Origin of the sequence: Paenibacillus tepidiphilus (genome assembly GCF_008635795.1) — a bacterium.
GTDB lineage: Bacteria > Bacillota > Bacilli > Paenibacillales > Paenibacillaceae > Paenibacillus_AQ > Paenibacillus_AQ tepidiphilus.
The window spans coordinates 64,671-90,894 of the sequence record NZ_VWRQ01000013.1 but is presented as its reverse complement, the minus strand read 5'-3'; the positions used below and the strand labels follow the sequence as shown (position 1 = coordinate 90,894).

22 protein-coding genes are annotated in these 26,224 nt (G+C 55.6%); 13 read left to right on the top strand and 9 right to left on the bottom strand.

Translation table 11 applies throughout. The features are described from left to right. The first annotated feature begins 87 nt into the window (after positions 1-87). The 5 genes from F1379_RS17290 (at position 88) to F1379_RS17270 (ending at position 5,347) form a co-directional block, all read left to right on the top strand. A complete protein-coding gene (locus F1379_RS17290) occupies positions 88-738 on the top strand; it encodes a BTB/POZ domain-containing protein (protein WP_150272053.1) in 651 nt (216 codons plus the stop codon). Continuing rightward, on the top strand, positions 738-1,034 hold the full coding sequence (locus F1379_RS17285; protein WP_150272051.1) for an antibiotic biosynthesis monooxygenase family protein: 297 nt from the start codon (positions 738-740) through the stop codon (positions 1,032-1,034). Before F1379_RS17290 ends, F1379_RS17285 begins: the two co-directional genes overlap by 1 nt. Before the next feature lie 15 nt (positions 1,035-1,049). After that, positions 1,050-1,859, top strand: coding sequence for a phosphotransferase family protein (locus tag F1379_RS17280; RefSeq protein WP_150272049.1), 810 nt, complete (start codon positions 1,050-1,052; stop codon positions 1,857-1,859). 248 nt (positions 1,860-2,107) lie between these two features. Next, positions 2,108-4,207, top strand: a complete 2,100-nt coding sequence (locus F1379_RS17275) for a glycosyltransferase family 39 protein (RefSeq protein WP_420850511.1) — start codon at positions 2,108-2,110, stop codon at positions 4,205-4,207. Between the two features lie 72 nt (positions 4,208-4,279). Beyond that, positions 4,280-5,347, top strand: a complete 1,068-nt coding sequence (locus F1379_RS17270; RefSeq protein WP_239004714.1) for a glycosyltransferase family 2 protein — start codon at positions 4,280-4,282, stop codon at positions 5,345-5,347. Between the two features lie 171 nt (positions 5,348-5,518). Here the strand turns inward: F1379_RS17270 and F1379_RS17260 are convergent, their stop codons facing one another. From F1379_RS17260 to F1379_RS17235, 6 genes are all read right to left on the bottom strand, one after another. Beyond that, positions 5,519-6,760, bottom strand: a complete 1,242-nt coding sequence (locus F1379_RS17260; protein ID WP_162551194.1) for a glycosyltransferase family 8 protein — start codon at positions 6,758-6,760, stop codon at positions 5,519-5,521. 96 nt (positions 6,761-6,856) lie between these two features. Then, entirely contained in the window at positions 6,857-7,927 is a 1,071-nt protein-coding gene (locus tag F1379_RS17255) for a sugar phosphate nucleotidyltransferase (RefSeq protein WP_239004713.1), read from the bottom strand. Positions 7,928-8,151: 224 nt separating this feature from the next. After that, positions 8,152-8,955 carry a hypothetical protein gene (locus tag F1379_RS17250; RefSeq protein ID WP_150272042.1) on the bottom strand — a complete coding sequence of 268 codons (804 nt, stop codon included), beginning with the start codon at positions 8,953-8,955 and terminating at the stop codon, positions 8,152-8,154. A gap of 147 nt (positions 8,956-9,102) precedes the next feature. Continuing rightward, complete coding sequence (locus F1379_RS17245) at positions 9,103-9,666, bottom strand: FAD-dependent oxidoreductase (protein ID WP_150272040.1); 564 nt, start codon at positions 9,664-9,666, stop codon at positions 9,103-9,105. An 847-nt stretch (positions 9,667-10,513) separates the two neighbouring features. Further along, entirely contained in the window at positions 10,514-12,214 is a 1,701-nt protein-coding gene (locus F1379_RS17240) for a sensor histidine kinase (protein ID WP_239004712.1), read from the bottom strand. Beyond that, on the bottom strand, positions 12,211-12,897 hold the full coding sequence (locus F1379_RS17235) for a response regulator transcription factor (protein WP_150272253.1): 687 nt from the start codon (positions 12,895-12,897) through the stop codon (positions 12,211-12,213). Before F1379_RS17235 ends, F1379_RS17240 begins: the two co-directional genes overlap by 4 nt. A 468-nt stretch (positions 12,898-13,365) precedes the next feature. Here F1379_RS17235 and F1379_RS17230 point away from each other — a divergent pair, with 468 nt between their 5' ends. From F1379_RS17230 to F1379_RS17220, 3 genes are all read left to right on the top strand, one after another. Beyond that, the gene (locus F1379_RS17230; RefSeq protein WP_150272038.1) at positions 13,366-14,529 is read left to right on the top strand and encodes a glucose-1-phosphate adenylyltransferase; all 1,164 of its coding nucleotides are present in this window, start codon (positions 13,366-13,368) and stop codon (positions 14,527-14,529) included. A gap of 24 nt (positions 14,530-14,553) precedes the next feature. Beyond that, positions 14,554-15,657 (top strand): glucose-1-phosphate adenylyltransferase subunit GlgD, encoded by a 1,104-nt coding sequence (glgD, locus tag F1379_RS17225; protein WP_150272036.1) that lies wholly within the window; start codon positions 14,554-14,556, stop codon positions 15,655-15,657. Between the two features lie 88 nt (positions 15,658-15,745). Further along, on the top strand, positions 15,746-18,178 hold the full coding sequence (locus tag F1379_RS17220) for a glycogen/starch/alpha-glucan phosphorylase (protein WP_150272034.1): 2,433 nt from the start codon (positions 15,746-15,748) through the stop codon (positions 18,176-18,178). 287 nt (positions 18,179-18,465) lie between these two features. On the opposite strand, the gene F1379_RS17215 is transcribed toward F1379_RS17220, so the two are convergent. Further along, positions 18,466-18,945 (bottom strand): GAF domain-containing protein, encoded by a 480-nt coding sequence (locus F1379_RS17215; RefSeq protein ID WP_150272032.1) that lies wholly within the window; start codon positions 18,943-18,945, stop codon positions 18,466-18,468. A 208-nt stretch (positions 18,946-19,153) separates the two neighbouring features. Here F1379_RS17215 and F1379_RS17210 point away from each other — a divergent pair, with 208 nt between their 5' ends. The 3 genes from F1379_RS17210 (at position 19,154) to F1379_RS17200 (ending at position 21,839) form a co-directional block, all read left to right on the top strand. Continuing rightward, positions 19,154-19,453: a winged-helix domain-containing protein gene (locus F1379_RS17210; protein ID WP_150272030.1), complete on the top strand. Its 300-nt coding sequence runs from the start codon at positions 19,154-19,156 to the stop codon at positions 19,451-19,453. A gap of 271 nt (positions 19,454-19,724) precedes the next feature. Then, entirely contained in the window at positions 19,725-20,276 is a 552-nt protein-coding gene (locus F1379_RS17205; protein ID WP_150272027.1) for a GNAT family N-acetyltransferase, read from the top strand. 60 nt (positions 20,277-20,336) lie between these two features. Continuing rightward, a complete protein-coding gene (locus F1379_RS17200) occupies positions 20,337-21,839 on the top strand; it encodes an MDR family MFS transporter (RefSeq protein ID WP_150272025.1) in 1,503 nt (500 codons plus the stop codon). A 182-nt stretch (positions 21,840-22,021) separates the two neighbouring features. On the opposite strand, the gene F1379_RS17195 is transcribed toward F1379_RS17200, so the two are convergent. Then, on the bottom strand, positions 22,022-22,489 hold the full coding sequence (locus F1379_RS17195; protein ID WP_150272023.1) for a MarR family winged helix-turn-helix transcriptional regulator: 468 nt from the start codon (positions 22,487-22,489) through the stop codon (positions 22,022-22,024). A 417-nt stretch (positions 22,490-22,906) separates the two neighbouring features. On the opposite strand from F1379_RS17195, the gene F1379_RS17190 reads away from it, so the two are divergent. Continuing rightward, the gene (locus tag F1379_RS17190) at positions 22,907-23,596 is read left to right on the top strand and encodes an ABC transporter ATP-binding protein (protein WP_239004716.1); all 690 of its coding nucleotides are present in this window, start codon (positions 22,907-22,909) and stop codon (positions 23,594-23,596) included. Next, positions 23,575-24,888 carry an ABC transporter permease gene (locus F1379_RS17185; protein WP_150272019.1) on the top strand — a complete coding sequence of 438 codons (1,314 nt, stop codon included), beginning with the start codon at positions 23,575-23,577 and terminating at the stop codon, positions 24,886-24,888. Before F1379_RS17190 ends, F1379_RS17185 begins: the two co-directional genes overlap by 22 nt. 68 nt (positions 24,889-24,956) lie before the next feature. On the opposite strand, the gene F1379_RS17180 is transcribed toward F1379_RS17185, so the two are convergent. Beyond that, positions 24,957-26,210 (bottom strand): BaiN/RdsA family NAD(P)/FAD-dependent oxidoreductase, encoded by a 1,254-nt coding sequence (locus F1379_RS17180; RefSeq protein ID WP_150272017.1) that lies wholly within the window; start codon positions 26,208-26,210, stop codon positions 24,957-24,959. Positions 26,211-26,224 lie beyond the last annotated feature (14 nt).

The following is a 26,224-nucleotide window of genomic DNA, read 5'->3' as shown; positions in this document are numbered from 1 at the left end:
TTGTGACATTTCCATCTGAGAGGAAGGTTGACTATAATAAGTAGAAACGGCGGATAAGCAGGCCGGATGGAGAAGGAGGGTCCCCGGATGGCCGTAACCAATATTATTATGCCCTCTCACTGGGGCAGAGAGGTCAGACATAAATATAATGCGCAGGGCGGCAAGGCGCTGGCGGTAGTATTTCCGGGGCAGAATTATTCCGCCGACCGGCCGCTGCTGTATTATGCGGCCAAGGTGGCTGCAGAGTATGACTGCGACCTGCTGGTGCTGGAATACGGATACCAGAGCGCCAGAGCACCCTTCAAACGCGAGGAACTGGACATCCTCGCCGGGGAATGCAAGGCTGCGCTGGCAGCCGTGCCAGTCTATGAACGGCTGCTGTTCATCGGCAAGAGCATGGGAACGGTGCTGGCCGGAAGGCTGGGGGAGGAGCCGGAGTTCCGGGGAAAGGTCTCCCACCTCCATCTTACCCCGGTTGCTGAAGCCGTGCCGTCGATTCAGGCCAGCCGGGGGACGGTCATATACGGGGGCAGCGATCCTATGTTCACCGAGCAGCATGCAGCGGAGATCCGGGATCTGCCGGGTCTGCGAGTATACTGCATCGATGAGGCCAACCATTCGCTGGAGGTGGGCAGCACCGGAGAATCGCTGGCGGTGCTGCTTGTGCTCAACAACTTTTATCATGAATTTTTTGTGGATGCGCTGATTGCGGATGAGCGGGAAGGGGATAAGCACTAATGATTCTGGAAGCGGCCATGCTGCAAATTAAGCCGGGTCTCACGGCGGCGTTTGAAGAGAGCTTTAAAGCGGCATCCCCGCTGATAGCGTCTATTGAGGGTTACATAGGGCACCAGCTTCAGCACTGTATGGAGGATGACCATAAATATCTGCTGCTGGTGCAGTGGCGGAGTCTTGAGGATCACACGGTAGGGTTCAGGGAATCTCCGCAATATCAGGAATGGAAAGCGTTGCTCCATCACTATTACAGCCCGTTCCCGGTAGTTGAGCATTACACGAAGGTTAATCTCGGCTAACAGGAGGCTGCCGGTATGGATGGGAAGCGAATCGGCGTTGGACGGACTGCAGAAGTATTTGAACACGGGGACGGAACGATTTTGAAGCTGTACAGGGAAGAAATAGACAGCTATCAGGTGGAGCGGGAGTATCTGGTCAGCCGGTATGCGCATGAACAAGGCCTGCAGACGCCGCAGCCCCTGGAGCTTGTCGACAGGTCAGAGCGCAAAGGCATCGTATTTGAGCGGGTTGGAGGAGCTTCCTTGCTGAAGCTGATCGGCGACAAGCCGCTGCAATTAGGCGCATATGCTGCGCAATTGGCCGGGCTGCACTATAGTCTGCACCGGCTTCAGGGACCTGATCCGCTTGCACGGCAGAAGGAGCAGCTGGAGAAGAGCATTATCGCAGCGCCTATGCTGACGATGGAAGAGAAAAGCGCCGTGCTGGAGCAATTGGCGAGGCTTCCTGCGGGCGACCGTCTGTGCCACGGCGATTATCATCCGGACAATGTACTGATCAGCGGCAAGCCCTGGATCATCGACTGGATGACCGGCATTACGGGTGATCCGAACGCCGATGTGGCGCGGACCGTCCTGCTGCTGTCTATGGGGGCGATGCCTCCGGGAACGCCCTTTATCCGCAAAATTATTACGTCCTTCTTCAGGCAACGGCTGACGAAGCTCTACATTAAGGAGTACCTGAAGCTTTCGGGTCAGAGCTATGCGGCCGTCAACGCATGGATACTTCCGGTAGCCGCCGCGCGGCTGCTGGAAGGGGTTCCGCTCGGCGAGAAGGAGCAGCTCGCCCGGGAAATCCGCAGACGGCTGCGCGCGCGCCGCAAATGAACGGAAAGCCGGGCTGGTAAGGCTGTAATGGACCCGAAATGCCCCAGGTTTGTCTGACAGGAACAAGTTGAGCTCCGCCGGAAGGCGGGGCTTTTTGCTGTACAGACATCATTTTGCAGCTTTGATGTTTCAGCAAACATTCAGCGGACGTTCATTATGACTTAAGGTAGGACTGCAATAATACGGGTAAGGAACAGGTGCACCGGGGGGTGCGGAGCACTGCCTGAAAAGGATGGACTAAGGGAGTGATGCCCATGAAATGGCGGAAAAAGCCTGGATTCGATGCCGTATTGCTCGGCAGTATGCTGCTGGCGGCGTTTCTGTACGGCTATGGAATCTGGAATGATCAATATGTGAATTTGTATTACACCACGGCGGTGGGGAGTATGCTGGAGAACTTTCACAATTTCTTCTTTGCTTCCCTGGACTCCGCCGGGTCCGTAACGGTGGACAAACCGCCGGTGGCGTTCTGGATTCAGACGGCCAGCGCCTGGATCTTCGGGCTGCACGGCTGGAGTGTCATCCTGCCTCAGACGCTTGGCGGCGTCGGCTCGGTGCTGCTGGTGTACCTGCTGGTAAAGCCGGCCTTCGGCCGCACCGCCGCCCGGCTGGCCGCTCTGGCGATGGCGGTTACGCCGGTCGCTGCGGCTGTAAGCCGGACGAACAATATTGATGCCTTGCTGGTGTTCACACTGTTGCTGGCGGCATGGTTCCTGTTCCGCGGGACGAAGCGGAGCAAGCCCGCCAGTCTGCTGGCTGCCTTCGGGCTGCTCGGCGTAGCCTTCAACGAAAAAATGCTGCAGGCCTATATGGTCGTACCGGCATTCTATCTTTTTTATATCCTTGCAGGCAAGGTGAACTGGAAGAAGAAGACCGGCCTCCTGGCGGCTTGCACAGCTGTGCTGCTTACCATTTCGCTCTCCTGGGCGGTGATTGTCGATTCCATCCCGGCGGACAAACGCCCGTACATCGGCAGCAGCGGCACGAACTCCGTGCTGAACCTGGCTTTCGGCTATAACGGCGTCTCCCGCCTGACGGGCGACCGCAGCACAGGCAGCGGTGGCATGCAGGGAGGCGGCATGCAGGGAGGCGGCATGCAGGGAGGCGGCATGCAGGACGGAGGCATGCAGGACGGAGGCATGCCGGGTGCCGGCGGCGAAATGCCGGCCATGCCCGGCGGAGATGGCCGCGGAGACTCCAGCAGCGGCCGGCCGGACGGCGGCCAGGCCTTGCCGCCGGGGCAGGATGCCGGCGGGCGCGGGTTCGCAGGCGGTGGCGACCGCCAGGACGGCGGACGGCAATTCGGCGGCGGCATGGGTGCTCCCGGCGGCGGTGGCGGCGGGATGTTCAACACCGGCACGCCCGGTCCGCTGCGGCTGTTCCAGGCGGAGCTGTCGGGGCAGGCCAGCTGGCTGCTGCCGCTCGTATTCTTCGGCGTCATCGGCATCTTCGCCTCCTTGCGCCGGAAGAACTTCACGCAGCGGCATAAGGAGACGTTGTTCTGGCTGGCCTGGCTGGTCCCGGTGATGGGCTTCTTCAGCATCGCCGGATTCTTCCACCAGTACTACCTGATCATGATGGCCCCGCCGATAGCGGCGCTTGCCGGGGCAGGCTGGGGCCAACTGTGGCACTACTATAAGGAACATTCGTTGTGGCTGTCCTGGCTGCTCCCGGCGGCCGTGCTCGCTACAGCAGGGTTCGCATGGTATATTATCCATCCGTATGATGATAGGATCGGCCCGGGCTGGTCCATTGCCGTGCTCGCCTCGGGTGTGGCCATGACCCTGGTGCTCGTACTCATCCGGGTCCTTGGTGCGAAGGAAAAGCCTGCGGCGCATACGGCAGCAGTGCTTGGCATGCTGGTGCTGCTGATCGGGCCGCTATATTGGGCGCTGACGCCCATTACTTACGGCCAGAGCAGCCAGCTTCCTGCTGCTGGCCCGGACAGCGAGAACAGCGTCGGAGGCGGCAGGTCACAGGGCGGGGAGGTAAACCAGAACCTCATTGCTTATCTGGAGGAGCATAACACTGGCGAGAAGTATCTGTTTGCCGCATTAAATTACACGGCGGCAGGCCCTTATATCATCAACGAAGGAGCATCTGTGGTCATTCTTAACGGATATTCCGGCTCTGATCCGGTATATGACGCCGAGAGTCTGGAGGCTTTGGTCCGCAGCGGAGCCGTGAAGTATTTCTACGTTACCAGCGGCGGCGGCCGGGGTGGCGGTGGCAGCTCCGAGGTCACAAGCTGGATAACGGAGCACGGAACGGAAGTGCCATCCGAAGAGTGGCAGGGAACAGCAGGCGGCGCAAGCGGAGGCACCTTGTACGAGGTTACACTCAATTAGCAGACAGTCGGCATGGCATGAGGCGCGCAGCCTGCGCGCTTCATGATTACAATTACAAGGAGGAGCTGCCCTATGAGCATCAAAGTGCGCTATTCCATCATCATACCGATGTACAACGAAGAGGCGGTTATTCAGGAGACCTACCGGCGGATCAAAAAAGTAATGGGAACCACCGGCGAGCCGTATGAGCTGCTGTTCGTCAATGACGGCAGCACCGACAACTGCGCCCGGATGATCGAAGAATACAGCTATTGGGACGAAAGCGTGAAGCTGATAGATCTCAGCCGCAATTTCGGGCATCAGATCGCCATCACAGCCGGTATGGACTATGCCTTGGGCGATGCGGTGGTCATTATCGACGCCGATCTGCAGGACCCGCCTGAGCTGATTCTCGATATGATCACCGAATGGAAACAGGGCTATGAGGTCGTATACGCCAAACGCATCAAACGAAAGGGCGAATCCGTGTTCAAAAAGTGGACCGCCAGCGCGTTTTACCGCATTCTGCGTTATTGCACCGACATCTCCATCCCGGTCGATACCGGCGATTTTCGCCTGATTGACCGCAAGGTATGTGATGAGCTCAAGCGTCTGCCGGAGAAAAACCGCTTCGTGCGCGGACTCGTCAGCTGGGTGGGTTTCCGCCAGAAGGCGATTGAATACGAACGCGATGAACGGCTTGCGGGGGAGACGAAATATCCGCTGAAGCGGATGATCAAGCTGTCCCTCGACGGCATTACATCTTTTTCTTACAAGCCGCTGAAGCTTGCCGGGGTTCTGGGAACGCTGCTATCCGTATCCGGCTTCGTGTATCTGATGTATGTCGTATACCTGGCATTGTTCACCGACGAGGCGGTTAAGGGCTGGGCATCGATGATCGGCATTACGCTTACCTTTAACGGATTTGTGCTGATAATGCTGGGCATTCTGGGCGAATATGTCGGCCGGATCTATGACGAGACCAAGGGGCGTCCGCTGTATATTGTCCAGGAATTCTATGGCGGCAAGCGGCAGGCGGAGCCGGATTACCGGAATTCGCAGTGGAAGAGCCCGGAAGGAAAGGAGGCGTACGACAATGAGAATCCGCAAAGCCGTTATACCGGAGGCGGGTCTGGGCACCCGGTTTCTGCCCGCCACTAAAAGCCCAGCCGAAGGAAATACCTGCCCATGACCGACAAGCGGCAATTTCAGTACATCGTGGAAGGAGGCCGTACGAGGGATTGAAAGCATCAATAGTGTGCTAAAGACTTGTCCAACCTCCTAACACTAACGATCCACCCGGATCGCAGGGCGGATCGCTATCATAGCCCCTTAGGAGGTACGCTTTAAGGGGTATGTTCTTTTTTTCGGAGGTACCTTTTTTATCATATTTTTGCTCTTTCTTTTGACCAGCAGAAGTTTCTTTTTTCTCATCAGCAGTGCTTTTCTCTTCTTTACATGTAGACGCTTGATCAGCTTTAACCGCTTTTTAGAACGGTATTTGGCGCGGATGATTCTTTTCCTTCTCAGTCTCAGCTTCAGTCTCAATTTCAATCTCAATCTGCGTCTTATCCGTAAGCGTGACAATCTGCGGCGTTTCCGTCTGTGCCGCTTTACAGGAATGTTCTCCGGGGCCGGGGTTACCGCTTCAGGGGCTCGCGGGGCCTCTTCAAGAGCCGGGGCAGCGGCTTCAAGGACCGGATGTTCCGGAAGCTGTATGGCTGCAGGTTGAATTTCAGGAGCGGGCGGCTCGGGTGCGATGTTGACCTGCTCCGGCTCATAAACCGGCTCTGCTGCAGCTTCTCTGCCCCATGGGGTCATGGCAAGAAATTTAGCGTATAGCGGTGCTGCTGGTGAATCAATATCCCACCATTTGTTGTCTCCGGCGAAATGAACAATTTTGTTCTCTAGCTCAAGTTCAGCATGCGCGAACGTATTGAAGCGCTGATCCATTTGCAAATAGTTGGAGCTGTAAACAGAATTCAGCACATCCTGATCAGGCATGGTCATCGTCGGATAGCTGCGCAGGAAATGGAGTATTTCTTCATACCAGCCCTGTTTATTGCGGATATTGTCCAGATGAAACAGAATTACCCCTGAGTTAAAATACAGCTCTGCATTAAGGCCGAGTGAAGTGAAATACTCCAGCAAATTCTGGCCTTGATCCAGTACTGCGCCTAAATACCGATCCCCCAGGTCAATGCTCCACAATTCGTTAATATCCATATTGACCAGAATGTCGCAGTCCAAATAAATAACCCGGTCGCTCTGAATAAACAGCGGAAGCAACAAACGGTACATACTGGCTATTGTCCAATAGTCGATCTTGTGCACGCCGGCAGCAACCTCGTACAGATCCCCGGGAATTGTAACGTGATAAAAAAAGATGTTGTGATGAAACAGTTCCACTAACTGGCGGAGCTTTTGCTTGTTCTCTTCACTTAAGGAATCATCATGCACAATGTGTACATTAATCGTTTGCTGGGTGTTGGAAAAAATGGATGCCAGAACAACACCCGCATGCTCCGTGTAGCTCCCGTCTTTATCGTTGATCGTCAAAACCAACTCAATCATTTTCAACATCACCTACCCTTAAAGGTATTTTTGCATAGCTGCCTTATGCATTTGACTACTCTAAGAGTATGTGATTACCCCAGTGAATGGATTGGACTAATCCCCAGTACGGATCCGATTTAATTGTGAATCGTTTGGCAAGTCAGGCTGGATTCTTGTAACCGTTGCACGGTCCCCAAGGATATGACGGGCAGGCTGCTCCTGAATTTCCTGTTCAACCAGATGAACTTGTGATCCAAACACACTCCCCTCCGCATGAACCTGGGACAGCCTCACCTGATCCGTCAAAATGCTATTGCTTAGAATACAATGTTCGACGACGCTATTCGGACCAATATACACATGAGGTCCAATAATACTATTCATTACACGGGCGGTCGGATCGACCTTGATTGGCGGAATCCACTGAACCGAGGCATTATTGCAGGACGGCACCGCGACATTCTTTGGATCATGATCCATCTGGTACTGGTTGGCCTCAAGCCAGCGTTCATGGGTTCCGATATCAAAAAAAGGTGCGGTCGCTATGCTGTACGCCACATGCCCGCCTTCCGAGATTACCCCTTGAAGGGCATCGGTTAGTTCATATTCACCCCGGGTCGAAGGGGTAAGACTCTCAATGGCCGGCCAGATGGCTGACGTCAAAACATACACGCCGACAATAGCCAGATTCGATTTCGGGTCGAGGGGCTTCTCTTCCAAGTTGACGATTCTCCCCTCTTCAATTACGGCAATGCCGAATTGACGGGGCTCCTTGACCGGCTGAAGCAGTATCGAAGCTGCAGATTGGTCTGCATGCAGGGATTGGATCAATGGCTCCAGCTCACCTTCATACAAATTATCGCCAAGCATCAATAAAAAAGAGGAATCCCCCATAAAAGGCTGCGCACATTTGACCGCATCCGCCAATCCCAAAGCCTCTTTTTGCAGCAGAAAGGTTAAAGAGGCATTCAACTGCTCTCCATTCCCGATCGTTTCCCGGATTTCTGCCTGCGAAGGATTTACTACGATACCAATATCGGTAATTCCGGCCGCAACAAGTTTGTTGATGATGGAGACAAGAATAGACTCACCGTTAACAGGCAGCATGCACTTTGGTTTGGTATAAGTTGAAGGCTGCAGTCTCGTCCCCCGGCCGGCGCACAAGATTAGTCCTTTCATAAACATCCTCCTACCTGCTCATTAAATTTGCAAACTGCGGGAATTGTTGCAAATGAGCTTTTATATATTTTATGCACAAGCTATGAGAGAGCTTGGGTTTATATAAAGTAGGATTAAGCAATTAAACTATGATCCGGAAGCAAGGGTCTAGACTCAATCGTCCACTGTAAATCATTCGATTATCTTCTCCATTACAAATAAGGCTGACTGCCTGTTGGCAAAAAAACGGTTCATGAATCTATGGATGTGCTTTCCTGCTGACAGGTCCGGTCAGCCAACCGCCGGATCTCCGCGCTTAGCCGTGGATTGACCGGATACACTTCCTCCAGGAAATCGAGAATACGCAGGGCCGATTCGGGAACATGATCGTAGCCCTGCATCATTTGGCCGATGATTTCCGCAAACCTTGGGAATCTCTTCTCCAGCCGCCGCTCATTGCCGAACGGATCGGGATAGTATTCTACCTCCTGCTCCAGCAGATGGAGTACGGACAGAATGCTGTCTATCGCGTAACTCTGAATGAACCGTGCAGCAGACAGGCGTTCACCCCGTGCATACCGGCCGAGCCCGACGTACAGATTGGTTAAGGCTTCGTTCAAGGGATAGTCGAGGGAGCTCTTTTTAAGGACAGGAAGCCGGTTGGAAGATGAAATCAGGGGTTCTTTACCGGTATACGCAGGATCCTTCCATACGACCCGGCCGCCTGAATAGGAGGCATCCGCCAGCTCCGATTCTTCAAATACCGCATATTCTCCGTAAATTCCGTCCTCGAACAGGATTTTGTACCCGACATCCGAATTCTTGAAAGCATAGGCAAGCGGATGGACCTCTTCGAGCCAATCCAGACGATCAATATATCTGTCCTTCTGCCCCGGCTCCACAATAACAAAGAAATCCAGGTCCGAATAATCGTCGAGCCGTCCGGTCTCGGTGCCAACGGAACCAACGCCTAATAGCAGCAGCGCTCCCCCCTTGCGTTCAAGCGATCTGCCGATCTCATCCAGCCGCTGCAGCAGCCATTCTGTTCTGATCATATTCATCCTCCTTGGTTAGAACAATGCAAAAAGGGCCCAACCCACTTCTCAGCGAGGTTGAACCCAAAGGTTACATTGCCTTTAATATTCTATCGTAAAATTATCATCCCTGTTTGCTGCTGTCAATTGCTATAAATGCCGCAATATTTATTTCAGCAGATCATGGTCCACATACCGGGTGCCGTTCAGCTCGCTGATAATATTGATGGCGACCTTGGCGCCGTCGCCCGCGGTAATGATAGCGTGTACGCTGACACCGGCAACCGTTCCGGCAGCCCAGATGCCTTCCACATTCGTCTTGCCTTCCGGAGTGACCGCAACGACTGTTTTGATACGCGGTTCCGTGCCGTCTTTGGTCTCCACTCCGGCCGCTGCCGCCAGATCGGTAAGAACGCCTGTAGCGAGGATGACATGCTTCGCTTCATAGGAGTCACCGTTCTCAGTTTCGATCACGAAGCCCTCGGCTGCCTTGGCTAGGCTCACAGCCTGTCCTTCCACCAGCTTGGCGCCGAATTTGACCGCCTGCTTATGTCCGGTCTCAACGAGCTCGGGTCCGCCGATTTCGGCGATGCCGTAATAGTTCTCATACCAGCCTCTGCGGGTCATCCCCTTGTCGTTGTCGATCAGCAGCGTGGACTTGCCTGCCTTGGCGGCGAACAGCGCTGCGCTGGCACCGGCCGGGCCGGCGCCGATAACGGCGATTTCGTACATAGTGTAGCCTCCTCAAAGTTTTGTTTAGCTAAGCCTCCGTGAATCCGCTACGAACAAAACTCGCAACGGAAGCATAAGCCTAGTTTTGTGAGCTAAGCCTCCGTGAATCCGCTACGAACAAAACTCGCAACGGAAGCATGGGCCTAGTTTTGTGAGCTAAGCCTCCGTGAATCCGCTACGAACAAAACTCGCATCGGAAGCATGGGCCTAGTTTTGTGAGCTAAGCCTCCGTGAATCCGCTACGAACAAAACTCGCATCGGAAGCATGGGCCTAGTCCCTTGACCATTCCGAATCTGCCCATGCGTGAACATCCCCGGCCTCTCCGCTAGTCAGTCAGGGAAGAGCTACTCTGCCATTTCATGCACTCCAGACGTTAGTTGGAATTCCGCTACTTATTTTTCGCCTACAGCGCGATTTGCCGACTCTAGTTGGATTTCCGCCATCTATTTCGACTAAAATTCGCTCCAGTGGCCACTTTCACTATGATTAAGTGGCGATTATCGAACTAGACTGCAGCTAACCCGCATAAATGAGCAATTTAAGTGGCGAAAATCCAACTATATCTGTTGAACTTCTGCACTCCCATGTGATTTGGCAGGAACTGCGGGAAATACTTGGACTTCCTAACGCCGCTACGGCTCCTCCGGTTTCAGCACAGCTGCAGATTGGTGCGGTCAAGGTGCTGCCTTAAGTTTAGCCTAGCCTCAATGAATCCGACTACGGATAAGACTCGCAACGGAAGCAGGGGCCTAGTTTTGTTTAGCCAAGCCCCCTGATAGCGGAGGCATAGGCTTGGTTATATGAGCATAGCTTCTTACTATTATAGCGTTCATTACGCCATATTAGCTAATCCGGCAGGATCGGGAGAGCGACGATAAATGTGGCTCCCTGCCCCGGTCTGCTCTCCACCCGGATCTCTCCCTCATGCGCCTCCACAATCGACTTGGTTATCGACAGGCCCAGGCCGGAGCCGCCGTATTTGCGCGTCCGTGACGAATCGCTGCGGTAGAAGCGTTCGAACACATGGGGAAGATGGTTCTCCGTGATGCCGGAGCCGTTATCCCTCACGGACAGCTCCGCCCGCAGGCCCCTGGCGTGCAGGGCGATATGGATGCTGCCGCCTTCCGGATTCGTATGCTGCACTGCGTTTTGGAACAGATTCAGGATCACCTGCTTGATTTTGTCGGCATCAACCATGCCGCGGATACCGTAGGAGATGTCGAAGCTGACCCTGCGGCTTCCGGCAAGCATCCTCAGCTGGGGCTGCATCTCGTCGATGACCTCGCCCAGCAGCAGCTCCTTCTGCCGCAGCTGCTGCGCAGCGCCGTCGAGACGGGCGAGCAGCAGCAGGTCTTCGACCAGCTTGTTGATCCGCTTCGATTCGCCGTGCATGCTGTTCAGGGCGCCCAGCAGCTGCTCCCTGTTGTCAGCGGCGCCGCGCAGCAGCACCTCCAGAAAGCCGTGGATCGACGTCAGCGGCGTCCGCAGTTCATGCGAGGCATCGGCGACGAAGCGGCGCATCTGCTCCTTGGCCTCCAGCTCGTTCCGGAAGGAGATCTCCAGACGCTCCAGCATGCCGTTGAACGAGCGGGACAGCTGGTCGATCTCCGCCTGCCCCTGATCCACGGGGAAGCGGATATCGAGATTGCCGGCGTCGATGCTCTGCGCCGCCTCCCCCATATTCGAGAGCGGAACCAGCGTCTTGCGCAGCGCAGGCAGGTACAGGAACAGGCCGGTAAGCAGCGCCACCACTGCAAGACCCACGAAGATCAGCAGCTGCCGCATAATGACATCGGTCAGCGGGGCCGTATCGACGCTCATCTGGACCAGCATCCGCCCTTCCCCCGGACGGGACATGGCCATAAATACGGCGAGATGCTCGCTGCCGTCCGCAGCATGGATCAGCTCGTATTCGCCTGTCGCCTTGTCGCTGGGGTGCTTCAGCAGCGCTTCGTACTGCCCGTCCGGCAGCCGGGGCGCCGGCGAATCGGAGAGCGTATCTGCCTGCAGGTCCATAAAGGCTCCGTTTCTGTAGACGGCAATGGTCGTGTGGGCATCCAGCAGCAGCGGCCGACGGCCCTCCTGGGTACGCCAGTTGCCCGGCATCATTCCGCCCCCGCCGCTGTTATCTCCCCCGGGACTCCGGTTCTCCAGCCAGGGCATGCCGGAGGAGATCCCGGCTGCGATAGGGTCCGGGGTGCCGCTCAGTGCAGCAGCGGTCCCCGGAACTGCTTTGTCCGCCTCCGCGGCCGCCGATTCGCCTGCCCCCGTGCCGTTTGCAGCGGCGGCATTATTCGCCGCGCTGCTCCGCGAGAAGTTCACAAGATCATAATAGAAATCTCTGGGAATGGAGCGCAGCTGCGTCTCCATTGCCTCCGCGCGGTTGCTGAACAGAAAGTTGCGCATCAGCACCACCTGCAGCACCCCGATCAGCAGCAGCAGCACCGAGAGGATGATCAGCGAAATCGCCAGCAGCTGCTTGCTCAGAGAACGGGGGGCAGGAAGTCTGCGCAGCATCCGGGAGAAGCGGGCGGACATTCCGGTCATACCAGATCCACCCGGTAGCCGGCTCCGCGCAGCGTGCGGATAATCCGGTGCTCCTTGTCGCCGAGCTTCTCGCGGAGGGAGCGGATATAGACCTCGACGATATTTTCTTCGCCGCCGAAATCGTAGCCCCATACCTTATCGAGAATCATCGGCTTGCTCAGCACCAGGCCGTGGTTGATGACCAGATATTGCAGCAGCTCGTATTCGGTCGGCGACAGCTCCAGCACCTCATCCTTGAAGCGGATTTCCTTGCGTCTCCCGTCGATCCGGAAGGGGCCGCAGCGCACCTCGCCGAGAAGACCCGGAAACTGGTTGCGCAGTCTGGCCTGAATCCGCGCCAGCAATTCATCGAAGCTGAAGGGCTTGACCATATAATCGTCGGCCCCGATCGACAGCCCCTTGACCCGGTCATCGACCTCATCTCTGGCGGTGAGCATAATCACTGAGATTTCCGTTTCTTCCGAGCGCAGGTAGCGGACGACTTCGAAGCCGTCCATACCCGGCATCATCACATCCAGTATGGCTACATGTGGCTTGAACTCGGCGGCAACGGCGATGGCCTCCGTACCATCCCCGGCGGTGCGCACGTCGAAGCCTTCGTTGATCAATCCAAGCTCGAGAAATTGCAATATATGCGGTTCATCGTCCACCAGCAGCAATCGGACGCCTTGGGCGGCTTTCATCATAAATTACTCCTCCATGTTCAAGTAATGACTGGCTCCATTATGACATAACTGGCCTGAATATTTGCTGAAGATCACAAATTCGGATTTGCTCTTTCAGAAACAGGCAGAATGGGTAATTTAATGTTACGGAATATTAACGGAATTAATATGGAATATAGTTATAATTTAAAGATTTTCAGGAATGCGGTAAAGGGTTTTGACGGCGGGCCTAGAACAATTTAGAATAAGGATTACGAACCGGATCCTGCGGTGTTTTCTGCAGCTTCGGTCCCTATCCCGGACTTTTGCCCCCCGTCAAGTACCCTATTCTATCTTTCCTGTAAAGCACATTTCTTTTTACCTGACTTCATTGTTCCGAATTGATGACTTTCCGAATGTTCCAAGCACTGGGTTACACTGCACCATATGATCTTTTCAACCTATTGATTAGATGCTTTTCTACCCATATGTCGAGGAGGCTCTTCCATGAAGAAAAAAGAAATGGTAGCCATGCTTTTGGCGGGAGGCCAGGGAAAAAGGTTGAAAGGATTGACCAAATCGCTAGCCAAGCCCGCTGTGTATTTCGGAGGGACGTACCGGATTATCGACTTTCCGCTGAGCAACTGCTCCAATTCGGGGATCGATACCGTGGGCGTGCTGACACAATATGAACCGCTGGTGCTGCATTCCTACATCGGAGTCGGCGGCGACTGGGACCTCAACCGCAAGAACGGCGGGGTATTCGTCCTGCCGCCGCATGAACGGGAGAACGGCAGCAGCTGGTATCTCGGGACGGCCGACGCCATTTACCGCAATCTCAAATTTGTTGACCAGTTCGACCCCGAGCATGTGCTCATTCTGTCAGGTGACCATATTTACAAAATGGATTACAACGCCATGCTGCGTTACCACAAATCGCGTAATGCCGACTGCACCATCTCGGTCATCGATGTTCCGGTGGAAGAAGCCAGCCGCTTCGGCATCCTCAATACGGATGAAGATCTGAAAATCTACGAATTCGAGGAGAAGCCGGCCCGGCCGAAGAGCACGCTTGCTTCGATGGGTGTCTACATTTTCAAGTGGGAAGTACTGCGCAAGCATCTTCTGGCCGACGGCGAGAACGAGAGCTCCTCGCATGATTTCGGCAAAGACATTATTCCGCTGATGCTTGAGGACAACAACGCCCTGTACGCCTATCCGTTCAAGGGCTACTGGAGAGATGTCGGCACGGTGACCAGCCTGTGGGAAGCCAATATGGACCTCTTGAGCGATGAGCCGCCGCTGAATCTGAACGATCCGAACTGGCGCATTTTTACCCGTAATCCGAATGCACCGGCCCAGTATGTCGCCCCCGGGGCGAAGGTATCCAGCTGCATTATCAACGAGGGCTGCCTCGTATACGGTGAAGTAAAGCATTCTGTGCTGTTCTACGGGGTAGAGGTTGGCGAAGGCAGTGTTATCACCGACTCTGTCATTATGCCCAAAGTCAAGATCGGCAAGAATGTACGCATTCATAAAGCCATCATCAGTGAAAATACAGTTATTGAGGATTATATGGAAATCGGCGTGGAACGCGAGAACGAGGACGAAATCCTGCTGATCGACAACCGCAACAAAAAACGCAAATCAGCTGCAGCCAAATCTATATAAAGATCAAAGGACGGTGTTCTCGCGATGAAAGAGCTCATGGGAGTCATTAATCTGGACCACGAACTGGACAAATTAAACGAGCTGACCTATTTCCGCTGCGGCGCAGCCGTACCTTTCGCCAGCCGTTACCGGCTGATCGACTTTGTGCTCTCCAATATGATGCGTGCGGAGCTGGAGAGTGTGGGCCTGTTCGTCCGGCGCAAGTACCGCTCGCTGATGGACCATCTCGGCGACGGCAAGTCCTGGGATATGAACCGCAAGCACGGGGGACTGTTCATTCTGCCGCCGGACTGGAACGATCCGACCGATACTTCACTCGGGGATTTGCAGCATTTTCATAACAACCTCGATTTCTTCAAACGGGCCGCGGCCCCCTATATTGTGTTCTCCGGCAGCCAGCATATCAACAATGCCGATCTGCAGGACGTATTCCGTTATCATCTGGAGAAGGGCGCCGACGTGACGATGGTCTATAAGCGCGTGGAACAGCTGCAGCCGGAGCATGATCTGTGCCTGCGTGTGGAGATGGACGAAACGGGCACGGTGACGAACATGCATCATGAGAAGGATCACCCGAACGTGTACCTGGATATTTTTATTATGGAAAAAAAGCTGTTCCTGGAGCAGGTTGAATACTGCATCGCCCACGGGGAAAGCTTCTTCTTCCGCGATGCCATCCAGAAGCACCGGCATAAATTCAACATCGCCGCCTATGAATATACCGGCTATCATGCGGTAATCAATTCCCTGGAGAGCTATTACAAGAATAGCCTGGAGCTGCTGAAGCCGGAGAATTATTCCGGCCTGTTCCGGGAGAATCCGGTGCAGACCAAGATCAAATATGAAGCGCCGACCCGTTATCTCGACAGCGCGGAGGTCAGCAATTCGCTGGTGGCCAACGGCTGTATTATCGCGGGTACCGTGGAGAACAGCATTATTTTCCGGGGAGTACAGGTGCGTAAAGGCGCCAAGATTACGAATTCGGTCATTATGCAGAAATGCGTAATCGAAGAGAATGCTGTTATTGAGAATGTCATCATGGATAAAGACGTGCATCTGAGCAAGGAACGGATCCTCGTCGGCGACAGCAAGCGGCCGTTTGTCATCGCCAAGAGCAGCAAAATATAATGCTGGTCAGCAGGGCCCGGCGGCTTCGCTCGGGCTCTGCTGATTGTCCGTTCCGGGCCAAAAATACATTCATCAGGAGGACCTGCTGTTGTTCAACGATAAAGAAACCTTTAAGCAAGTATTCCGCGAGACGCTGATCGGTAAGCTGGGCAAGCCGCTGGAGGAAGCGGCCAATGCCGATGTATATAACATTCTCGGCCATATGATCCGCGAGAATGCAGGCCGAAGCTGGGCGGAGACGAACCGGAAGTACAAGTCGGGCCAGGAGAAGCAGGTCTATTATTTCTCGATGGAGTTTCTGATCGGCCGGCTGCTGGGCAACAACCTGCTGAATATGGGTGTGCTGGAGGTTGTGCGCGACGGTCTGGAAGAGCTGGGCTTCAGGCTCGAGGAGATCGAAGAGATGGAAGCCGATGCGGGCCTCGGCAACGGAGGCCTCGGCCGGCTCGCCGCCTGCTTCATGGATTCGCTGGCCTCACTGAAATATGCGGGCCATGGCACCGGCATCCGCTATAAATACGGATTGTTTGAACAGAAGATTGTAGACGGCTATCAGGTGGAGCTGCCCGATTATTGGCTGCAGAACGATAACGTCTGGGAAGTGCGCCGCGAAGACAAGCAGGTGGAGGTGCGGTTCTGGGGTCATGTGGAGACCCGGTTCGAGAACGGCGAGCTCGCCTTTGAGCACAAGGATTATGAGACGGTGCGCGCAGTGCCCTATGATATTCCGATCATCGGAGCCGACCGCAAGCATGTCAATACGCTGCGGAATTGGAGCGCCGAGTCGGTTACGCTGGCTTCGCGTATTTCCGGCTCCATGGCAGGAACCGATTACCACAAGTTTCTGGAATACAAGCGGTCGGTTGAATCCATCTCGGAGTTCCTGTATCCCGACGATTCGCAGTATGAAGGCAAGCTGCTGCGGCTGAAGCAGCAATATTTCCTCTGCAGCGCGGGCGTACAGAGTATTCTGCGTACCTTCGCCAAGACCGGCCTGCCGATTGAGACGCTTCCGGATAAGGTCGCGCTGCATATCAATGATACGCATCCGACGCTTGTGATTCCGGAGCTGATGCGCATTCTGCTGGATGTGTACGGACTCGGCTGGGAGAAGGCCTGGAATATGGCCACCCGGATGGTCTCCTACACGAACCATACCATACTCAGCGAAGCGCTGGAGAAATGGCCGATGGGCATGGTGAAGGAGCTGCTGCCGCGCATCTTCCTGATCATTGAGGAGATCAACGCCCGCTTCTGCGGCGAGCTGATGCACAAGTATCCCGGCGACCAGAACCGGATTAACCAGATGGCGGTCATTCACGACGATCAGGTGCGCATGGCCAATCTGGCCATTGTCGCCAGTCACAGCGTTAACGGCGTGGCGGCGCTCCATACGGACATTCTGCAGAAGCGTGAGATGCGCCTCTTCAATGAGATGTACCCGCACCGCTTCAACAACAAGACTAATGGCATCACCCACCGGCGCTGGCTGCAGCATGCCAACCCGGAGCTGGCCGGACTGATCAGCGAGTCGATCGGCACGCGCTGGATTCATCATCCCCAGGAGATGATCGGGCTGATCAAATACTGCGAGGATGCCTCCTTCCAGGAGCAGGTGGCTGCCATCAAACGCCGCAACAAGGAGCGCCTGGCGGCTTACATCACCTCCAGACACGGTGTACAGGTCGATCCGGATTCCATCTTCGACGTGCAGGTAAAGCGACTGCATGCCTATAAGCGGCAGCTGCTGAACATTCTGCATATTATGCATCTGTACAATCAGATCAAGGATAATCCGTCGATGGATATGGTGCCGCGCACCTTTATCTTCGGAGCGAAGGCTGCGCCGAGCTACCATCTTGCGAAGCGGATCATCAAGCTGATCAATACGGTCGCCGAGGTCGTCAACAAGGACCCGGATATCAAAGGGAAGATCCGCATCTTTTTTCTGGAGAACTATTCGGTATCGCTTGCCGAGAAGATCATTCCCGCTGCCGATGTCAGCGAGCAAATATCGACCGCCAGCAAGGAAGCGTCGGGAACCGGCAACATGAAATTTATGATGAACGGTGCGCTGACTATCGGTACGATGGACGGAGCCAACGTGGAAATGCACGAAATGGTGGGGGACAGCAATATGTTCCTGTTTGGTCTGCGGGCCGAGCAGGTCATGGATTACTACCAATACGGCGGCTATCATTCCCGCGATATCTACCAGGGAGACGGCCGGATCAAAGAAGTGCTTGATCAGCTGATCACCCCTGGCCCGATCTGCTGCAATGCCCAGGAGTTCGATACGATCTACCAGTCGCTGATCGACCACAACGACGAATTCTTCGTGCTGAAGGATTTCGCTTCTTATGTCGAGACGCATGTCAAGATCGACCTGGCCTACCGCAACCAGCGGGAATGGCAGAAGAAGTCGATTATCAACATCGGCCACTCCGGCAAGTTCTCCAGCGACAACACGATTGCCCGGTATGCTTCGGAGATCTGGAATATCCGGCCGGTGCAGCTGTAGAGAGTACAGTATGACCAGAATCAATAAACGGCCCTTGATCCGGCGTCTATGCCGGGCCAAGGGCCGTTTTGTAACGAAGATGAAAGTAATAATCCGGGGTCCCCGCAAAGTACTTGAATCCGCTCCATGGGTAAGCCCCACTTTGTGGGGTTATTTTCGGGGTCCCCGCAAAGTACTTGAATCCGCTCGATGGGCAAGCTGCACTTTGTGGGATTATTTACGGGGTCCCCGCAAAGTACTTGAATCCGCTCCATGGGTAAGCCCCACTTTGTGGGGTTAATTCTGTGCTATAGGACCTCCGACACCATGGCGGCGAAGCGTTCCAGAAAGCGACGCTCTTCATCGTCGAAGCGGTGCTTGAGCGGGCTGTCGATGTCGAGTACGCCCAGCAGGCGGTCGTCCTTGATCAGCGGAACAACGATCTCGCTGTTTGAGGCGGCGTCGCAGGCGATATGGCCGGGGAAGGCATGGACATCATCGACCACAAGCGTGCGGCGTTCGGCCGCCGCCGTTCCGCAGACACCGCGGCCCAGCGGAATCCGGATGCAGGCCGGCAGGCCCTGAAAGGGACCAAGCACAAGCTCCTTGCCGTCGAATAAATAGAAACCGGCCCAATTGGTGTCCGGCAGCGAGAATTTCAGCAAAGCCGATGCATTGGCCAGATTGGCAATAGCGTTCGTCTCTCCTTCCATTAAGGCTGCAAGCTGGGACAGCACCGCTTCAAAGCGCTCGCTGCGCGTTCCGTCATAGGGCATAGCCTGAAACATGGGTAATCACACCTTCCTGTAGCTTCAATCTTGGAATCTGTAACTTACACCATAGTACAGCCGCGGCTGAACGTCAAGACCATGGAACGACAGGGATTGGCTGGAATTCCCGCGCCGGGAGCGGGCTCCGGGTGTTTCCGCGTCTCCCGCTCCGGGTAATGCTTTATTAGCTTAATATAACCAAGGCTTATGCCGGAAGGAGTGGACTATGCGCGCGGATGTACAGAACTTGTTCATCGGAATTCATATGCTTTCCATTGCCCATGAGAAGGACCTGACTTTAACGGAGATTCAGCCTGAACTGGAGAAGCTTGGCTACCGGATCGCGGAACGCGAAGTAAAGCAGGAGCTGGAACGGTTGACCCAGGATAACTTTCTGACAGCCCACGGCGATGCATTCAGCATTACCGGAACGGGACTCGAAGAGTTCAAGCACATTGAGGAGAAGCTCCGGGTGCTGTGCACCGAGGTGCTGAAGCCGGCCGCGACGGCGGATTCGAAGAGATAACCGAAGTATGGTTTAGGCGGCTTATTCGTAGTCATGTATAATAGCAAAGCGTCTGCATTCGGGAGCTTAGAAGCCGAAAGTGCAGGCGCTTTTTGAATGTTGAATAGAAGGGGCGTTCATTCGGGCAGGCCGCTTGCTAATCCGGAGAACGGCGTCATAATAGGAAATGACCGCCATCAGTTATGTGTTTATATGACATAGAAATGTCAGGTCTTTCGGGTAGTCCTGCAGCAATTTACAGTATACTTAGAGAGTTGAGAGGGGACGAATTATGTACCGTTGTGGTGGAGTAATACCGCCGCTGCAAGGACTGCGGGTGAAGCTGCGGGAGCTTCTGCCGGAAGATGCGGAGGCATTGTACCGGATCTGGAGCGATCCGCAGGTGGCGAGCTGGCTGGAAGCTCCGCCGCTCACGTCGGCTGACGATGCGCTGCAGCTAATCGGCCAGTTGCAGTACATGTCGCAGGAGGAGGAGAGCCTGCGCTGGAGCATCCTTGATCCGCAGGGAGAGGTGCTTGGCAGCTGCGGCTATAACTACTGGCAGCTGCCGGGTGCCTACCGCGGGGAGATCGGCTGCGAATTGGCGCCGTCCCATTGGGGGCGGGGATATATGCGCGAAGCGCTGCAACTGGTGCTGGAGTTCGGGTTTGGTACGATGGGGCTGAACCGGATTGAAGCTTTATGCCATCCGGATAACCTCCGCGCGCAGCGGTTGTTCCACAGTCTCGGCTTCCGGCAGGAAGGAGTGCTCCGGCAGTACCGGCACACTCCCTCTGGCTTTCAGGATGCCGCTATCCATGCGCTTCTGCAAAGCCGGTACTGATCATATCCCCCAAATGCTTATATCAGAGAGGATCTGGATTCATTGAAGTCACCGGGTACTATGGAACGAAAGTTAATATTAACGGGAGTGCTGCTCGCCACCTTCCTGGCAGCGATTGAAGGAACCGTCACCGGACCCGCAGGACCGGCTATTGTCGGCGAGTTCCAGGGCATGCAGTGGCTAAGCTGGATCTTCACGGCATATCTGCTGGCCATGGCAGTCACCACGCCGATCTTCGGCAAGCTCAGCGACCTGATCGGCCGCAAGCCGGTCTTCATCGGCGGCACGCTGGTATTCCTGCTGGGTTCACTGCTCTGCGGACTATCGCAGAGTATGGAGCAGCTCATTGTATTTCGCGGCCTGCAAGGTCTGGGTGCAGGGGCGCTTATCCCGATGACCTTTACGATTATAGGCGATATCTACAGCATCGAAGAGCGGGCGAAGACGCAAGGACTGCTCAGCTCGGTATGGGGCATATCCTCCCTGGCCGGTCCGCTGCTGGGCGGTTATGTAGTGGATTATTTCAGCTGGCGCTGGGTATTTGTCTTCAACCTGCCCTTCGGCCTGCTGGCGCTCCTGTTCATCTTCCGCTATCTGAAGGAAGAGCGTGTGAAACGAAAGGCGCGGATGGACATCGCAGGTGTTCTGCTGTTCGCAGCGGGAATGGGAGGGCTGCTCTTCGGGCTCACGACCGGCGGCCAAAGCCTGGCCTGGTCCTCTCCGCTGCTGCTGTCCATCCTGGGGGCGGCAGCCGTGCTGCTGACCGTCTTTGTGCTCGTGGAGCGCCGGGTTCCCGAACCGATGCTGCCGCTGTCGCTGTTCTCTATCCGCAATATTTCCGTGTCCACTGCGGCTAATCTGCTGGTCAGCACCCTGATTATCGGCTTGTCCACATATATACCGCTATGGGTGCAGGGCGTATTCGGACAGAGCGCGGCCCGCTCGGGCCTGCTGCTGGCGCCGATGACGATCTCCTGGATGTTCGGCTCCATCTTCGGCGGCCGGATGATTCTGCGCGCCGGCACCCGCCGCACAGGTATGCTGGGGCTTGTGCTAATCGCCATCGGCGCTGTGGGGCTGATCTTTCTGAACGCCGGTTCATCCTCGCTGCAGCTGCTGGCTATGATGCCATTCTGCGGCTTCGGCTTCGGCTGCGCCTCCACGGTGTTCACCATCATCGCGCAGTCTTCCGTAGACTATGAGCAGCGCGGCGCCTCCACGGCGCTTAATACCTTTACGCGCTCCCTCGGCCAGACGGTCGGAATTGCTCTCTTTGGCTCCTGGCTGAATTTCTCCATTGACCGGCAGCTGGCAGGAGCGGCAGGCTCTTCGGTAACGAGCGAGGATATTAATACCCTGCTGAATCCGCACGGCGGCGCAGCCTTGTCCGGTGAAGCTTTAAGCAGCTTGAGCGGCGCGCTGGAGGGAGGCCTGCATTCGCTGTTTGTCATCATGGCGTTGTTCGCCGTCCTGTCCTTTATCCTATCGTCCGGCCTGCGCACATCGGTTCCATCGCTGGCCGACCGGAAAGCGGGCAAGCCGCAGAAGGCCAGACAGGCCTAGACAGCCGGTTCCCGGCTGCGGCCGGAAGATCCCGCGCACGCAGCCATGTAGGCCAGGCATCGGCCCGGCAGCAACCAGCAGAAACGGCCGAATCATCCCTGGAGGGACGGTTCGGCCGTTTCTGTGGCTTGAAAGTGAATCAATTCACAATCGAGGGGCTTCTTATAGCTGTAAATAATGTATTACTTGCGCGGGAGCGGAGAGAGCTTCTCGGCTTGCAGTCCCATCTTCTTCAGCAGCACAATCATTTGTTCCTTCTCGTCGTCGCTGAGGCCGCTGAAAGCCAGGTGCAGACGCTCTGAATATTTCGGGTACATCTCGTTCATCAGGCGTTCGCCTTCAGCTGTCAGCTCGGCAAAAATGACGCGCCGGTCGCTCGGACATGGCTTGCGCTGCAGATAGCCGCGCTCTTCGAGCTTGTCGATGACATAAGTAACGTTGCCGCTCTGCAGCAGCAGCTTGGCTCCAATCTGCTGGATGGGTTGCGGCCCTTTATAATAGAGGACCTCCATCACTGCAAACGCTGTCGGATTGAATCCTTCAATCTTGCTGCCGGTAACGGCATGCTCATTGATGCTCTTGAAAGACTTGGCAAACACTCTGTACAGATGGAGGGTCAGCTGAGTATCGCGTTCATAGGATTGAATCATATTCTTTCACCTCTATTATTTATCGTGTGAGTTTCCCCGCACGGTATGAAATCCGGCTGCAAAGTGCGGTGATCACCAGTGGAATGCTTTCTGTTATCCCTACAATACGGCATAACCCTGAGGTAAAAACATGTGATTTGTCACAATGAGCACACTTTTAATTATTAAAAATCAAACAATTTTTTAAAAAACTTAAAATTGTCACGATTATCAAGTACCTGCCTGCCTCGGACCCGGGGCGGAGCGGCATAAGGGAACAGCCATAATGTACTGCATATCCTTCAGAATATCCGTATAATGGATAGATCATGGAACCGATGTGGAGGGACAGCAGTGGACGAAACCAAGAGTACTCAGACAGAGAGCTCCGGCACATCCGGAGTAGAAGAGGCCAGGAAGGGGCCCGGGGGCGTTGTATTGGATGTGGACATCAGCGAAGCCGGTTACGAAGCCGGAGATAAGCGCATTTCCGGAATAGCCTTTGAGGTCCGGCAGGGTGAGCTGCTGGGGCTGATCGGGCCCAACGGCGCAGGCAAGAGCACCACGATCAAGGCTGTACTCGGACTGCTGAAGCATTCGAAGGCGAAGGTGAGTATCGGCGGCGAGAACAAATCCTATGCCTACGTTCCGGAGCAGCCGGTATTCTATGAGGATCTGACGCTGTGGGAGCATCTGGACCTGGCCGCAGCCGCCTACGGGCTGCCTTATGAATCCTTCGCCGACGCCGCGGAGAAGCTGCTGCAGCAGTTCGGCATGGACCATGTGCGGCATGATCTTCCGGCCGGGTTCTCCAAGGGCATGAAGCAGAAGATGATGCTGATGCTCGGGTTCCTGGTGAAGCCGGATATCTATATTGTGGACGAGCCTTTTATCGGGCTGGACCCGCGGGCGACCAAGGATTTCCTGAGGCTGCTGGAGGCTGAGCGCCAGCGCGGGGCAGGCGTACTGATGTCTACGCATGTGCTGGATACGGCAGAGAAGATTTGCGATAGCTTCGTCTTGATTTCGGGCGGCATCATGCAGGCCACCGGAACGCTGGAGGACATCCGCGCAGAGGCCGGGTTGCCGGAGGGGTCGTTGTTTGATTGCTTCGACCTGCTCGCATGAGCCGGCCTGAAGGGGCCTTGCGGCCGGATGCGGTAAGCGGTGCCGGCTATGCCCTGCCGGATGCAACGCGCCTGTTCCGCCAGCGGCTCTTCGCCCACTGGCGGGAGCAATACCGGATGATCCGCATGGTGGCTGACTGGATCGTACTGCTGTACATTATTGTTCCCGGATTGCTGCTCGGCGGCCGCTTCTATTACGGGTTCTGGAACGGCGATTCCATAGGCTGGACAGCGTATGTACCGTTCGCGCTGATTCCCGTGGTGCTTGCCGTGCTCCTCGCTACCGGGGGTCTGCTGCTGCTCATCCGCGAAGCAGATTCACTCTTCCTGCTGCAGCGGCGGCAGTGGATCAGCAGCATTATGCTGCGGAGCATTCTGTATAGTCTCGGGGTAACCGCAGTGAAGCTTGGTGCGGCCTTTGCGCTGCTGCTGCCTTTCATCGTAAAGGGCTACGGTGTAGCCCAGGCAGCGGTCTGGGCTCTGCTGGCCCTGACGGTAAGCTGCGGCTGGGCTACCAAGCTGCTGGTTCACCTGATCAGGGTGAGCCGGCAGGGGCTGGCCCGGCAGCTGCGGCTGATCCCGGCGCTGCTCCTCTCCTGCGGCAGCTATCTGTATGCAGCGATTGCCTGGGAGAACCGGCCCTGGCTGCTTGCAGCCGTGGCTCTGCTGTATGCAGCGGTCACCCTGTGGGCAATCCGGCACCGGCTGACGCTCCAGGGGACCTTCCTGCAGGATATACGCGAGAGCTTGAAGCAGCGGATGCGCATCGCCTCTCTTATGCTGGCCCAGGTAGTCGATAAACCGCGGCCCACGCGCCATAAGCCGTGGATCTTCCGCCGGTCGCAGCCGCTCTTGACCTCCCGGGAGGCGGAGGGCCGCTTCTCGGCGGCAGGCATCAAGGCGTTCATCCGCAATCCCGGCCATCTGAAGCTGTATCTGCAGTTTACCGGCGTCGCGCTTGCCGCCCTCCTGATTGTTCCAGCCTGGCTTTTCCTGCTGAAATGGCTGATCTTTCTGGTGCTGACTGCGCTGATGGCCTATTGGCTGTCCTCCTACTGGCTGGTCTTTGCGGGCGATGCCTACATCGGCATCCTGCCGTTTACCAAAGCACAGAAAGCCGAAGCCGGGACTAAGCTGCTGCAGCTGCTGATCCAGCCGTTTGCCGCACTCTGTGCTGCAGCGGTATGTATTCCGTTATACGGCTGGTGGGGGCTTCTGCTCTTCATTCCCGTCGGCATCGGCACCGGATACATGGCAGCCTCCATCTTCAGCACGTTCCGTTTTCAAAGATAAATCAAGACAGCCACGCTCCCTCTAAAGGGGCATGGCTGTCTTGATATTTTCAGCGGCATCCGGCACCGTCAGCCTTCTACAGCGCTCCTGCCTGCGGTATATCCCGTGGAGAAGGCGGCCGTAATGTTGTAGCCCCCGGTATAACCGTGTATGTCCAGTACTTCGCCGCAGAAGTACAGCCCCTGCATCAGCTTCGACTCCATCGTCTTGGGGTCAATCTCCTTCAGATTCACGCCTCCGCCCGTAACAAAAGCCTCTTCAATCGACAGCGTTCCGTAGACCCGGATCGGAAATCGCTTGATGACCTGGGCTAAATTCATCCATTCCTGCTTCGGAATATGATCGAAGGTCACGGCTTCGGCCACACCGGACTGTTGCAGAAGGTACGGAATCATTTTTTCCGGTAAATATCCCTTAAGCACATTCTTCACCGATTTCCTGGAGTCCGCTTCGGCCAGCCGCAGCGTCTCGCTGTAGATATCATCTTTGCTCTTGTCCGGCAGCAGGTCGATGGAGACCTCAATGTTTCCGGTGCCGAATTGCTTCAAGGCCTTAACTACAAACTGGCTGCACCGCAAAGCGATGGGCCCCGAGATGCCAAAATGCGTGAACAGCATGTCACCGCGGTGCTCGATCAGCTTCTTCCCCTTGGGATTCCATACAGCAAGTGCCACATCTCTCAGAGAGAGGCCCTGCAACTCCTTCGACTGGATAAACGGGTCGTTTGAGGTAAGCGGCACTTCCGTCGGAAAAAGCTCTGTAATCGTATGGCCGGCTTTCTGCGCCCAGGCATACCCATCCCCGGTGGAGCCGGTCTGCGGAACGGATCTTCCGCCGGAGGCGATGATGACACTGCGGCTCTTAAGCGCTTCGCCATTCTTGAGGAGAACGCCGCTCACCTTGCCATCCTTATACAGCACCTCCTCTACAGGTACGTTCAGCTTGATCTGAACGCCTTGCTTACGGACCTGATTCACCAGCGTATCGACAACCGTCTTGGCCTTGTCGCTGACGGGAAACATTCGCCCGTTATCCTCTTCCTTCAGCCGGATACCCAGGTTCTCAAAGAAGGCAATAATATCTTTATTATTGAAGTGGGAGAAGGCGCTGTACAGAAAACGTCCGTTCCCCGGAATATGTCTGATAAGCTCGTCAATCTCCTTGTTGTTGGTCACATTGCATCGGCCCCCGCCGGAGATGCCGAGCTTGCGCCCCAGCTTGTCGCCCTTCTCCAGCAGCAGAACCCGCTGTCCGCCGCTGCTCGCGGCTATGGCAGCCATCAATCCGGCAGAGCCGCCGCCAATAATAATCACATCGTACATGGTAATAATCCACC